The organism is Pseudomonas sp. IT-P258, from assembly GCF_949767825.1.
GTDB classification, from domain to species: domain Bacteria; phylum Pseudomonadota; class Gammaproteobacteria; order Pseudomonadales; family Pseudomonadaceae; genus Aquipseudomonas; species Aquipseudomonas monachiensis.
Map to the genome: position 1 here is coordinate 34,910 of NZ_CATKPU010000109.1, position 13,477 is coordinate 48,386.

Annotated in this window: 11 protein-coding genes; 4 read left to right on the plus strand and 7 right to left on the minus strand. The window is 60.1% G+C overall.

Annotated features, from left to right (window positions below):
* Positions 1–110: 110 nt before the first annotated feature.
* From ACM6G4_RS27665 to ACM6G4_RS27680, 4 genes are all read left to right on the plus strand, one after another.
* The gene (locus ACM6G4_RS27665; protein WP_056725025.1) at positions 111–443 is read left to right on the plus strand and encodes a hypothetical protein; all 333 of its coding nucleotides are present in this window, start codon (positions 111–113) and stop codon (positions 441–443) included.
* A gap of 127 nt (positions 444–570) precedes the next feature.
* Positions 571–1,584, plus strand: a complete 1,014-nt coding sequence (locus tag ACM6G4_RS27670; protein ID WP_223541160.1) for a helix-turn-helix domain-containing protein — start codon at positions 571–573, stop codon at positions 1,582–1,584.
* Between the two features lie 264 nt (positions 1,585–1,848).
* Positions 1,849–3,444: an EAL domain-containing protein gene (locus ACM6G4_RS27675; RefSeq protein ID WP_414915043.1), complete on the plus strand. Its 1,596-nt coding sequence runs from the start codon at positions 1,849–1,851 to the stop codon at positions 3,442–3,444.
* A 70-nt stretch (positions 3,445–3,514) separates the two neighbouring features.
* Entirely contained in the window at positions 3,515–4,015 is a 501-nt protein-coding gene (locus ACM6G4_RS27680) for an outer membrane beta-barrel protein (protein WP_056725031.1), read from the plus strand.
* Between the two features lie 153 nt (positions 4,016–4,168).
* On the opposite strand, the gene aspT is transcribed toward ACM6G4_RS27680, so the two are convergent.
* The 7 genes from aspT to ACM6G4_RS27715 all read right to left on the minus strand — a co-directional run bounded on the left by aspT (position 4,169) and on the right by ACM6G4_RS27715 (position 13,473).
* Complete coding sequence (aspT, locus tag ACM6G4_RS27685) at positions 4,169–5,860, minus strand: aspartate-alanine antiporter (RefSeq protein ID WP_414915044.1); 1,692 nt, start codon at positions 5,858–5,860, stop codon at positions 4,169–4,171.
* Positions 5,861–5,887: 27 nt separating this feature from the next.
* The gene (locus ACM6G4_RS27690; RefSeq protein WP_223541157.1) at positions 5,888–7,498 is read right to left on the minus strand and encodes a mechanosensitive ion channel family protein; all 1,611 of its coding nucleotides are present in this window, start codon (positions 7,496–7,498) and stop codon (positions 5,888–5,890) included.
* A gap of 228 nt (positions 7,499–7,726) precedes the next feature.
* Positions 7,727–8,182: a YMGG-like glycine zipper-containing protein gene (locus tag ACM6G4_RS27695; RefSeq protein WP_056725037.1), complete on the minus strand. Its 456-nt coding sequence runs from the start codon at positions 8,180–8,182 to the stop codon at positions 7,727–7,729.
* A 261-nt stretch (positions 8,183–8,443) separates the two neighbouring features.
* A complete protein-coding gene (locus tag ACM6G4_RS27700; RefSeq protein WP_414915045.1) occupies positions 8,444–9,154 on the minus strand; it encodes an NAD(P)H-dependent oxidoreductase in 711 nt (236 codons plus the stop codon).
* A gap of 88 nt (positions 9,155–9,242) precedes the next feature.
* Complete coding sequence (locus tag ACM6G4_RS27705) at positions 9,243–10,658, minus strand: aldehyde dehydrogenase family protein (protein WP_414915046.1); 1,416 nt, start codon at positions 10,656–10,658, stop codon at positions 9,243–9,245.
* The gene (locus tag ACM6G4_RS27710) at positions 10,651–11,841 is read right to left on the minus strand and encodes a pyridoxal phosphate-dependent aminotransferase (protein WP_414915047.1); all 1,191 of its coding nucleotides are present in this window, start codon (positions 11,839–11,841) and stop codon (positions 10,651–10,653) included. Before ACM6G4_RS27710 ends, ACM6G4_RS27705 begins: the two co-directional genes overlap by 8 nt.
* Positions 11,842–11,865: 24 nt before the next feature.
* Positions 11,866–13,473: a 5-guanidino-2-oxopentanoate decarboxylase gene (locus ACM6G4_RS27715; RefSeq protein WP_414915113.1), complete on the minus strand. Its 1,608-nt coding sequence runs from the start codon at positions 13,471–13,473 to the stop codon at positions 11,866–11,868.
* Positions 13,474–13,477 lie beyond the last annotated feature (4 nt).

Genomic DNA, 13,477 nt, shown 5'->3' on the forward strand with positions numbered 1-13,477 from the left:
TGACTTTGGCAGGCACAATCGAAGTGAGATTATTTACAGCCCAAGTCGTGGCAGAGATACAGCTGACATTCTGTTCTGCCTGAATAAACTGTTAATAAGGAATCGCCTCGATGCTACTGAAAAACTTCGTCACCGTGTCGTTTGGTTTATTGCTTTCCCTCAAGGCCATGGCCGACGACAAGGGCTTCTACAGTGCCAAATTGACGAGTATCGAAACCAACAAGAAGGCCCCAAGTACCGTGAAAACTGGCTATCAGGTAAAAACCGGTTATCGTATCGACGACTTTCACGCCTTTACAGCAGCTGCCATTGACCCGATGAAACCCCAATCGCAGATCTTCAGTTCGAAAATCGATCCGCGCAATGTTCAACACATGGACGACTCAGCGTTGGACAGCAAGTACGCATTTTCTGCGGAACTGGAACTGATCCGGGGCCTCTGACACCCCGTTCAAAGCCAATGGAAACGAGGTCGAGCTTACCGACAGCAAGAACGGCCAATCGCGTATCTTCTCCGTGACTGCCCGTCAGGCTTGACCCTATTCATTTAACAGATGAGCCTTCAATTTCATGAGTATCGCACCGCCCGACGAGATCTTTCATTTGTCTTCCGCCTTGCCGAGCCAACTGAATAGAACAATAGGCAATTGGGAAATGAGCCTTTTTCCGGCCGAGCATGAGGCGCGCATTCGGCAACACAAACTCTTTCACAGCCCGCAACTGCAGTGCAGTCGTCTTGAGTTCGACTCATCCGTGACCCTGGTCAGTTCTGTCCCTGCCGGATTCGTGACATTCGCCATCTCCCAGGCCCCGATTGGTCGCCCCGTCGTCAACGATCACAAACTGCGGCCTAACGAAGTCATCGTATTGCACAGCGATGAAACGGTGCATTACACCTGCGAACCGAATGAAACACTTTTCACCCTCACCACGACACTGGAGCACTATGACCGATACCGCCAAGATCACCCTGTCATAGATATCCTTGCAAACCGGACAAACCACAGCTATCAGGCTGAAAACTTTCAATTCATTCAATCGGCCATTCAAGCTATCAGTGCTTGCTGTGTCGATATCAGCGACACGGCTTCGGCTGAATGCGATGAAGCACAGCGATCTGCGATTGGAAGTGCAGTGCTTGCTTCATTGTTGCAATCGCTGACACCCGCAGGCGGTTTCAGCCGCAAAGTCCCGACTAGAAGAAAAGTGGCGATAGAAGCCATACAGTACATCCATGAAAACACAAAAAAAACACTCACTATAAAGTCGCTCGTAAGGCAACTGGAAACCACCACCCGCACCCTGCACTTTGGCTTCATTGAAACGTTCGGCATGTCGCCTATCGCCTACATCAGAAACTTGAGACTCGCCAGCGCCCGTCGCGACCTGATCAATAAAACCTGGCCCACCGTCACCGAAACCGCGATGTTCTGGAATTTTCATCATCTGGGCCGGTTTTCCAAGGCGTATCAGTTGGCTTACGGAGAGACGCCGTCGGAAACGGCCAGGCGCAACTCAGCCAGGCCCAGGAGCACGGTCTCCCCCGTTTACAATCAGGTCGCCGAGGGTAGAAATCATCGTTAACCGGTATTTATAAATGCCCCGTAAATGATGATTAATGATTTCCCTTGATTAACCACAGGTATCCAAAATTGCTTATTTGCCTACTCAAGGGAGATAAGCATGCATCATCGAATAAACACACTGCCACTCAAGCAGAAAATCGCACTGTGCATGGCCGTCTATGCAAGCGGCATCTTATTGGCCTGGGTAATTGACTGGTACTGAAGTCGTTTAATCCGCGACTGCAGGATGCACAGTGAAATAATGATACCTCGAGGTTTGTCGATGGTTGCCGCATATAAAGCGTTACTTGGAAGGCACGCAGTCACTGTCTGTCTGATTGCTGCAGCGGGTTGGGCCGCATGGCTCAGTGCTGGAGTACTGGCGGAGCCATTCATTGCACGGAAGCTGAATAACATTTATGCCGATCTGCGTGCTGCTCAAGTGGAACCCAATGCGCAGATCGACAAAGTACTGGAAACCCTCGACGATCTTGATCGTTCGGGTCAGGAATGCTCCGTCGAGCAATACTCGCAACTGGCTGACCTGGTCAAGAACCTGCGATTTGTTGATCAAGCGGCAATCCAGTTGCCCAATGGCAAGATCTGTTCCTCCTACGGACAAGAACTCCCGTCGATACTGGCCGGTAGCGAGAAACGCAAGTTCTCCGTTGGAAAGCGAACCTACTGGGTGGATGCTGGCCACAGGGTTTCCGCGGACACCGACTTTATCATTGTGTCGGAACAGTCAACCTACGTCTGGGCAAACAAGAAGATCCTGCTCGATAATCTGAAGTTTCCCGAGGACCTGCAACTGGACCTCATCGGCCCCGGCGGCGCAGTGCCCATCGCCTCCACCGGCCATACACCGCTGACGATGCACAAACCCTTCCACCTGGAAGAACTGGTTATCTCGGCAGATAAGGTCCTGATCGCCTTTGCGGGCAACCGAAATGAACTGATCGCTGTCGTTTCTCTTCCGTTGAGCTACCTGACTGGTCTCAAATTCAAATTATTCATTGGCCTTGCGTGCCTGTTTACAGCCCTGCTCTTGCTCGCAAGGTGTATTCAACGACATTACACCTCTACCGCCGTACGGCTTCGCAAAGCCCTGAAAGCCAACACGCTGGGCGTTCACTACCAGCCTATCGTCAATTTGACGACGGGCTATCTGGTGGGCGCCGAATCACTTTCCCACTGGAACGACAACGGTACCCAAGTGCCGGCCGATGTTTTCATCCCGGTGGCGGAGAAGTCTGACTTGATCCGCAAACTTACGCGCTCGGTGATTCGACAAGTGGCGCAGGATTACAGCACCTACCTTTGGGCGTGCAAGGACTTCTACATTACGGTCAATCTTTGCGCCCAGGATATTCAGGACCCGAGCTTCCCGGACTATGTGGCCAGCGTGCTGGCAACCTACAACATGCCTGTGTCCGCCATGGCCTTTGAAATCACCGAAAGGACCATGCTCGATCAGAAGCCCGCCGCCCTGCAATTGCGACGGCTTCGTGCGTGCGGACACCGCATTGCCGTGGACGACTTCGGCATCGGCTATTCCAACCTCTCGCTCCTCGATTCAGTGCCTTTCGACATTCTGAAAATAGACCGCTCGTTCATCGCAGGCGACAAGATCGCGGCCAAGGATGCCTTGTGGCGCCACATTGCCCAGTTGGCCAAATCGCTAAGGCTCAAGGTAGTGGCCGAAGGTGTGGAGACTCAGGAACAACTTCCGCATCTGGTTTCGGAAGGGGTTCTACTGGCGCAAGGCTGGTTGTTCTCCAAAGCACTGCCGATTCAAGCGTTGGCAAGACGCTACTTTCAATGTCCGGAAAACATCCCGCCCTACGACCCAAAAATATCAATCAATGACTTCTATTAACCCCTCATGGTCCCTCAAATGCTCGCCGAACCCTAACACCAGACAACCCTGTACAAGGACTCCACTCAACATGCTACTTCGAAACCTTGGCTTCGCTTCACTGCTATCGCTGCTGTCTTTTCAGGCGCTCGCTGATGACAAAGGTTTATATCTTGGAGCTGGCGTAAGCAGCATTCAGACCGACGAATCCAGACTGGATGACGACGACACCAGCTACAAGGTTTTTGCCGGGTATCGCGTCAATAGCTACCTGGCCTTCGAGGGCGCCTATGTCGACCTCGGTCAGTTCAAGGACAAGAACGTCGACTTCGATGGTAAATCGGCCCAGGCTGCCGCCCATGTCGGCTTTCCGCTGGGTGATCGGCTGCGGGTGTTCGGCAGTGTCGGCGCTCACGCTTGGGACGCCGACGGCAATGCCACCGACGACGATACCGGGGTTGACCTGACCTACGGTGTCGGCGTCGAGCTCGATGTCTTTCGCAACATCGGCCTGCGCGCCGAATACGAAGTCCTGGAGGTCGGAGAGATCGACCTGAATCAGACGACCGCATCCGCCTACATGCTTTTCTGATACCGCTGCAACTGAGCGGCCTTGCTGGTCGCTCAACGCACTCTGTGCGATGCCCCCACCTTGGCACCGGGTCCGATAACCGGTGCTCAGGTGCGTCTTTGCTCCCGCAATGCGCCCTCCCTCGCCACGGAAGTCACTGCGGTTGCAAAATTGCTAGCCGGCAACGACAAACACAATGATCGGCCCACACACCGCCAGCAACACATTGGAAATCGCATAACACACGGTAAAACCAATCACCGGGGTGTTGCTGCCGGACTGCTCGATGATCTTGTTCATCGAAGCGGCTTCGGTCTGCGCACCGGCCAGGGCGCCGAACAGGATCATCGGGTGCAGGCGCAACACATAGCGGCCGAAGTACAGCGCCACCAGCGGCGGCACAATGGTGACCACGGCGCCGGACAGCAGCAATGCCAGGCCTTGTTCCTTCATCGCGGCAAACGCCGCGGGACCGGCCAGCAAGCCGACCACCGCGCCGAACGCGGTCAGGCCGAACTCGGAAAACGCCCATTGCGCGGCGGGCGGCAACGCGCCGATTTCCGGGTGACGCGAGTTGTACCAGCCAATCACCAGCGCGGCGACCAACACCCCGCCTCCGATGCCCAGTTCCACGGGGATCATCCCGACATGGGTCGACAACAGCCCCAGCAACGAGCCCAGCACCATGCCGAGGGTGTGCACGGCGATGTCGCTCTTGTAGTTGTGCTCGCGAATTCGCCCTAACCGCTTGGCCACGGCTTCCACACTGGCGGTGCGGCCGGTCAGGGTGATCACGTCGCCTCGACGCAGCACGGTGTTGGGCAGCAAGGGCAACTCGTAGCCTTGGCGGGTGATGGTATTGATGAAGCAGCCCAGGCGCCTGGCGCTTTCCATCCGGCTTTTCGCCTGATGGATCGTCTTGCCGGCGAACTCAGGCGAGGTCACGACGATGTCCACCTCACGGGTGGGGAAAGACAAGGATTCGGCATGGTCGATTTCCGGTCCGATCCACTGGGTGAGCGTGCCCACGGCTTCGCGCAAGGCGTAGACCCCGACGATATCCCCGGCCATCAGCGTGAACGCTTCGTCTCGCTCGAAGATTTTTCCTGCACGTACCACGCGTTCGACGGTCAGCGACTCGTGCTGTTTCTCCACCTCGGCAATACGCTGCCCATTCGCCGAACCATTGGCCGCCACCTGATGGGCACGCACGACGATGCGGGTGTAGGGCACGGTGATCGCGTCTTCTTCCTTGGCGATACCCAACTCCAGCTCCAGCTCCCGCGACGACTCCCTGAGGTCCACGCCCAGCAACTTCGGGGCAATGCTGCCGACGAAGACGATCAGGCCGATGGTGCCGAACAGGTACGTGATCGCGTAGGCAATCGCCATGTGGCTGTTGAGTTGGGCCCTGGCCACGGTGTCGATCGACAATTGATTGATGGCGCTGGTGGCGGTGCCCATGATCGCCGTATCGGTCAGTGCACCGGCGCCGAGCCCGGCGGTGAAACCGGCGTCGAAATCGAACACCGCATTCATCAGCAGGATCGCCGCCAGCGCGGTCCCGCACAGCACCACGCTCAACACCACCAGTTTCAGCGTGCCGCGATTGAGGCTGCCGAAAAACTCCGGCCCGCTCTTGAAACCGACCGCATAGATGAACATCACGAAAAATACCGACTTCAATCCGGTCGGCACCTCCAGCCCGATCTGGCCGATCAGCAGCCCCATCAACAGCGCACCGGCCACCGAACCGAGGTGGAAACTGCCGATGTGGATGCGGCCGACGAAGACGCCCAGGGCAATGGCCAGGAACACCGCGATTTCCGGGTCAGTCTGCAGGGCGTGGAGAATGAACTCAAGCATGGTGCGAACTCCCTTTCAGGCGAAAAATCACGGTTCCTTCGGTTCTTGTGCCGGGGCTGGGTACCACTTGTCCTGGGGCACCCATTTCTCTTGTTGCGGATCGCCCAGGTAGTGCGGCGACATGATCTGCACGCCGTACTCGTTGAACACATCCTGGATGTTGGCGTGCAGCATGCTCAGCAGCACGGCGCGCGGCCGAGGCTGGCTGGGAATGGCCTGGGCCACCAGCCGGTATTCCGGGTAGAAGTCCGACAATGCCGTCTGGAACACCTGGGCCGGCGGCACTTCGAGAATCCCCGGCGTGCGTTTCGCGGCCTCCAGCAGCATCGCCTCCACCTGTCGCCACGGCGTGTCATAGCCAATGGTCACGATAGTGTCGACCACGTAGCCGGGGCCTTGTACCACCCGCGAGTAGTTCTTGGTGACGGTGCCGGTGATCATCGAATTGGGCAGAGTCAGCACCTCGCCCAGTCCGGTGCGAATACTGGTGGTGAACATGCCCAGTTCGGTCACCGTGCCTTCGTAGTCGCCGATGCGCACGAATTCGCCGGGGCGCAAGGTTCGGGTGTAGGTCAGGATCAACCCCGCCGCCGCCTGCCCCACCACGCTGGTGGCGCCCAGGGAAATCATCAGGCCGATCAACACCGACAAGCCTTTAAAGGCATCGGTGCCGGCACCCGGCAGGTACGGATAGGCCATGGCCAGGGCAAACAGCCAGATCGCCAGGGACGTCAGGCGTTGGGTCGGTTGCAGGGTTTCATGGTTGAGCCAGCTGAGGGTGCCCGGTGCCGCCATGCGCCGCAGTATCCGCCGCATGAACGCGGTGGCGCCGCGGGCAATGAAGAAGATCGCCAGCGCCACGCCCAGCCCGGGTATGGCACCGACGATCCCTTGCAGCAGATAGCCGCCGAGCTCCAGCAGATAATTGTTGAGGCTTTCGCCCCAGGGACGGGTATAGGGAAAGCGCGACAGCACAAAGCCCAGCCATTCGTATGTCAGCAGCAACACGACGACCCAGCGCACCAGCTCCAGCAGGCGGCTGGCCAGCGGATACAGGTAATTGGCGTCGACCAGCGGCACCCGTCCGACTTTCAGGGCCTGGGTGTGCCGGTGCATCAGCTCGGGCAGTTTCTTCAGCACTCTGCGCCGCAGGTACGACATGCCGAACAGCAGCGCGATGTAAACGCCGGTGGCGATCAACGCAGCGACTACGGAGCGCAGGATCAACTGCAGGTTACGGGCTTCCCGGGTTTCGGCCACGACCTGGCGCAGCCGGTCGGCCGCGGCTTCGGCGGCCTGCTGTACCGTGTCGAATTCGGTCGCGTCGAAATCATTGGGCGAAACGATAAAGGCGCGCCGGCTGCCCAGCAGCACCATGTAGCTTTTCATGATCGGGTCGATGGAGACATTGAGATCGTCGGTGTCATCCAGCGCCTCACCGATCACCGCTTTCGCCCGTTTGACCCGCGACACCGGGGCTTCTCCGAAGATGGTCGCGCGAAACACCATGATGCTGCGGTTGGCCACTTTCAATTCAACGGGAGCATCAACCACTTTCGGCGCATCTTCGGCCCACAGTTGCACCGACCAAAACATCCCGAAAACAGTAAACATTACAGCGAGCAGCCTGCTCCGCATGTGTCGGATCCTTACGTCACGAAATTCAGATCGAGGGTACGTACCGCAGCGTAGTTCACCGATGAACGGTTGTCAGATTTGTGCTACAGGCAGTTTCCTTATCCGTCTGTTTCCTTGAAACAGCGAGCTCAAGCCCCGGAAGCTGTGCTCGTGACCGGATTCTTGAAACACTGAAGATCCCACAGGTTGAGATCTGTTCAGGCGGCCGGCGCCCGGTTCAGGGTCAGTTCAAGGATTGACCTGATAACCCTTGCCCTGCAGACAGCTGCTGTAGGCCGACGCGGTATTGGCCTGGGTGGTTTTCTGATCCGCTCGGCGTTCCTGACGCTGACGTGACCCACCGACCACCATCCCGGCGGCCGCCGTCTCCTTGGCGCGGTCCTGGCGATAGTCCTGTTTCCTGTCATCGTCGACACGATCATAAGCGTCGTCGTGCTGATTGCCGCGCACCTGGGCCCCGGCCGCACCAGCGGCAGCCCCCACAGCCGCCCCCTTGAGCCGCCCGCCGGAAGACGAGGAAGACGTCGAGGTGCCCTGGCTGGCGGCAATGCTGTTGCATTCGTTGATGTCGGCCTGGGTTTGTTGAGAACTTTGCCCTTTCATCGGCACCACCGATTGCGCCCATCCCGGGCTACTCAAAACCGACAATGCGATGCACAGACTGACCGGTGAAAACCTATTCATGATGACCTCCGACAGGCTTGCAACAATGGGCAAGCCTTGGGGCGACTGGCGGATGGCAAGCGACGTCATGCGTCGCCCTGCCGATCGGGTGGAACAACTGAAAAGTGTAGTTCAACGGCCCCGCAAGGATGGACTTCCGAACAGACGGTGGGAGTTGTGGGAGTGAGCCTGCTCGCGATAGCGGACTGTCAGTCGACATCTATATTGGCTGGTAGTCAGTCATCGCGAGCAAGCTCGCTCCCACAGGGTATGCGGTGCATATTAAGTGTTGGTGGCCAGCGGATAGAGCTTGTCATCGAACTGCGACAGCTTCGGAAATACAAGTGGTTGGTCGTCGCTCAAGTGCTGCAGCCGCTGCCCGTAATCAACCAGAAACTGCTGGCGCGCCTCTTCACTGATGTAAGGCACATGCCACGCCACGAACGGCTCCAGCACATCAAAACCGACATAAGCCAAGGTCCCACGCAAGATCGGCCGCAACATGTCTTCCAGCGGCCCATGAATCGCGCCCTCGCCAAACATGTGTTCACGTCCACCCAGGGTCACGGTCACCAGTGCCTTCTTCCCGGCCAAACCACCCTGATCGTAGAATCGCTTGCCGCCATAGCAGATGCCGGACACCAGCACCCGGTCGATCCAGCCCTTGAGCATGGCCGGGGTGGAGAACCAGAAGATCGGGAAGTTGAGGATCAGCAGGTCGGCCCACAGAAGTTTGTCCAGTTCCGCCTGGATGTCCGGCGCCAGTGACTGGTTCTTCACGCCCAGGCGTTGTTCCAGGGCATAGACCAGGTATTCGGGGTTTTCCCGATTCGAGAAGTCTGCGTCGCTGGCCACCGGGTTCCAGTTCATTTTGTACAGGTCGCTGACCTGCACTTCGTGGCCCTGGGCCTGGAGAGTGGCGACGGCTTGGTCCCGCAGGGCGGCGGTGAAGGATTGCGGCTCCGGGTGAGCGTGGACGATCAGTACTTTCATGGTGATTCCTTAGACTTTTTCCAGCGTATCGATTGAAGGTGTGGAGTAGCAACCATCGTGGTTGACGAACAGTTTGAATCGCCAACCGTCACACCTGGATCGCCTTCACTTCGACGAACTCGTTCAACCCCTCCTCACCCCATTCGCGACCGTTACCCGACTGTTTGTAGCCACCGAACGGCGCCTGATAATTGAACGCCGCGCCGTTGAGGAAGCACTGACCGGCGCGCATCTGCCGCCCCAGTTGCAAGGCGCGCTCGGCACTGCCGGCCCAGACACCGCTGGACAGGCCGAACGGCGAGTCATTGGCGATCTGGATCGCTTGCGCCTCATCGGCGTAGGGAATCAGGCACAGCACCGGGCCGAAGATTTCTTCCTGGGCAATGCGCATGCGGTTGTCGACATCGGCGAACAGGGTCGGGCTGACATAGAAGCCGCGCTCGAACGCGGACGGCGTGTCACCGCCGCACAGCAGCCGTGCACCTTCCTGTTGGCCGACCTTGATGTAGTCGAGCACAGTGCGTTTCTGCCCGGCCGAACACATCGGGCCGAGGAAGCTTTGCGGGTCGAGGGGGTCGCCCATGGGCAGGCTCAGGGTTTGCGCCAGTGCCAGTTCCACGGCCTCGGCGTAACGGCTGGCCGGCAGCAGCATGCGGGTCAACGCGGTGCAGGTCTGGCCGGAGTTGATCATCACGTCCTGCACGCCGTAGCGCACCGCCGCTGCCAGGTCGGCGTCTTCGGCGATCAGCAACGGCGACTTGCCGCCCAGTTCCAGGCACACCCGCTTGACCGATGGCGCCGCCGCCTGCGCGACGCGAACGCCGGCGCCGGTGGAACCGGTAAACGACACCATGTCCACGTCCGGGTGCTTGGCCAGCGCTTCGCCGACTTTCGAACCCGGGCCGCTGACCAGGTTGAATACCCCGGCCGGCAGGCCGATGTCCTCGATCATTTGCGCCAGCAGGAAGGCATGCAGCGGGGTTTCCTGGCTCGGCTTGACCACCACCGTGCAACCGGCGGCCAGTGCCGGGGCGAGTTTGCCGATCAACTGATGCAGCGGGTAGTTCCACGGATTGATGAACGCGCAGACGCCCACCGCCTCGCGGATCACCAGCGAATTGCCGACTTCGCGCACTTCGTCCATGAGATGAGCCAGTTCAACGTACTGCTCAAGGCCAGTGATCGGCCCGTCGACCTGCACCGAGCGGCACCATTGCACCGGCATGCCCAGTTCCGTGGTGATGACCGCGGCCATCTCATCGGCACGATTGCGCAGTTGATCGGCCAGGGCACGGATATACCCGGCACGCACACTGGACGGTGTGCGTGACCATGAAGCGAAGGCCCGGCGTGCAGCCGCCACGGCGTTTTCGACATCGAGTTCATCACCCAGCGGAACGCTACCGCAGACTTCCTCGGTGGCCGGATTGATCACCTCGGCGATGCCCTGCCCCGACGGGGTTTGCCAGCCACCACCAATAAACAGTGTCTTGTGATTAAGCATGAACCTGGGCCTCCATCAGTTCTTGAGCACAACGGGCAATGCGCTGGCAGGCATCGCGCAGCGGTTCGGCACCGACCACCAGACCGAGGCGAATATGCCCCGCCGCGCTCGGGCCAAAGGCCTCACCCGCCAGCACCGACACACCGTGGCGATCGAGTAGACGGTCGGCAAACGCCTGGGCGCTGAGCCCGGTCTGGCGGATATCGAGCATCACGAACATCCCGCCATCGGGTTTCAACGCCCGCACACCGGGGCAATCGGCCAGGCTGTCGCACACCAGGTCGCGACGCTGGCGATAGGCTTCGCGCATGGCCTCGAGTTCCGGCAGGTTGCTTTCCAGGGCCACCACGGCGGCGTCCTGAATGAAATCCGGCGAGCCGTAGAGCATGCACAACGCGAGGTTTTCCAGGTGCGCGGCCAGGGATGGCGGTGCCACCACCCAGCCGACGCGCCAGCCGGTCATGGCGTGGGACTTCGACAGGCTGTTGAGGGTCGCGGTGCGCCCGGCCATGCCCGGCAGGCTCGCCGGGCTGACGTGCTCGCCTTCGAACAGCAGTTCGCTGTAGACCTCATCGGAAATCAGCCACAGGTCGTGGCCGATGCACAACTCAGCCAAGGCGGCCCAGGTGCTACGCGGCAGACTCGCGCCCGACGGGTTGTGCGGGCTGTTCAGTGCCAGCGCCCGGGTGCGCGGGGTGATGCGCGCGGCGACATCTTCGGGCAGCACACGGAAGCCGTTTTCCGAGCGCACCGGCACCGGCACCACCACGGCGCCGCAAGCCCCGAACACCGCTTCGTAGGTGACGTACATCGGTTCGGCGACGATCACCTCGTCACCCGGATTGAGCACGCATTGGGCCACGCTGAACAGTGCACATTGCGCCCCGGCCAGCACGGTGACCTGATCCGCCGAAACGGACTGGCCGCTGCGTTGCTGATGACGCCTGGCAATGGCTTCACGCAGGGCACGCTTGCCGCGCACCTCGGCATAGTGAGTGTTACCGCTGCGCAGGCTGTCGATAGCACCCTGCACGATGGGCTGTGGCGTGTCGAAATCCGGGTCGCCCACGGACAGCAGCAGAATGTCTTCGCCCTGTTCGCGCAGTGCCAGGGCGCGGTAGTGAATGTCCCACGCGGCGGCGCCGTCACCGGCGATTCGTTGAGTCAGATCGGAAAAGCGCATCGCTTCATCCCCTTAAAATGCAAATCACTGCGCACAGGCGTGCTTGAGCTCGATCAGGGTCACGCCGTTGCGCTTGAAGCCGTGGCGCAGGTCGGTTTGCAACTCGGCGAGACTTTGCGGCTGGTTAACGGTGCAACCGAACGCACGAGCGAGGGCGGCGAAATCCGGGTTGCGCGGCAGCACGCCAATGGGCTCGATATCCAGGCCGATCATGTCGTCGCGGATTTGCCCCAGGGCGTCGTTGTTCCACAGCAGCACCACCAGCGGGCTGTCCAGTTCTTCCACCGCGGTGGCCAGCTCCTGGGCGGTGTAGAGGAAACCACCGTCGCCCACCAACACCAGGCCGGGCCGCTGCGGCGCGCCGAATTTGGCGCCGATGCCTGCGGGCAAGCCGTAACCCAGGGTGCCGTAGCCAGTCGGGTGCAGCCAGCTGCGGATGGCCAGGCTGTCGAAGGCGTAGTTACCCGTATACGCAAGCTGGGTCATGTCGGTGCTGATGAAGGCGTTGTCCGGCAGCTCTGCGGCGATACGGTCGAGAATCGATTGATGGATCGACTGCAACGGGCCATGGCTGGCCTTGACCGAGTCGCGCAGCGCGGCCACCGAGGCAGTGGCGGCGCCGGCGTCGCGTACGTCGGATGGCAGGCGCTCAAGCACACCGCTGAGGGTTTGTTGTGCATCGCCGTGCAAGGCAACCGCGCACGGATAGAAGTCATTGAACTTGCGCGGGTCGATGTCGATGCGCAGCAGTTCGCCATTGAGCGGCAGGCGTTCACGCCAGAAATCGGTGTCGGCCATTTCGGTGCCGACGGCCAGCACCACGTCGGCCTCGGCGATCAGGTTCCAGCCCGGTTCCACACACAGGGATGAACCGGCGCTCAACGGTGCATCCGGTGCCAACAGGCCCTTACCGGCAACACTGGTGAACAGTGGCGCGGCCAGTCGGGTGCTGATTTCTTGCAGTTCAGAGGTGGCATTGAGCGCACCACCACCGGCGATGATCATCGGGCGCTTGGCAGCCTTCAGTCTGGCCACGGCTTGATCGATGGCGGTGGCGGAAGCCGGGCCGCGACCCGGGCGACGCACCACCTCGTTGCTCCAGTCACGGGCAATCGGTGCCGACAACACGTCCAGCGGCACCGAGATGTGCACCGGGCGCGGGCGCTCGCTGTCGAACACCGCGTAGGCACGGGCGATCAGCTCCGGCAGGTCTTCGGCGGTCAGTGCCACTGCCGAGAACGCAGTAATCGGCGCGGTCATCGCCCGTTGATCCTGGCATTCGTGCAGGCTGCCCCAGCCCTTGCCCAGGCTGGCGCTGTGGTTGACGCTGGAAATCACCAGCATCGGAATCGAGTCGGCATAGGCCTGGCCGATACCGGTGGCGGCGTTGGTCACGCCGGGGCCGGTGATGACGAAGCACACGCCGGGTTTGCCGCTGACCCGGGCATAGCCGTCGGCCATGAAACTGGCGCCCTGCTCATGGCGGGTCAGCACGTGGCGGATGCCGCTGCCGGGCAAGCCGCGATACAGTTCCAGGGTGTGTACGCCGGGGATACCGAACACGGTATCGACGCCGTAGTTGGCCAACAGACGCACCAGGGCCTGGCCACCGGTCAAGGTTTTGCTTTGCATATTC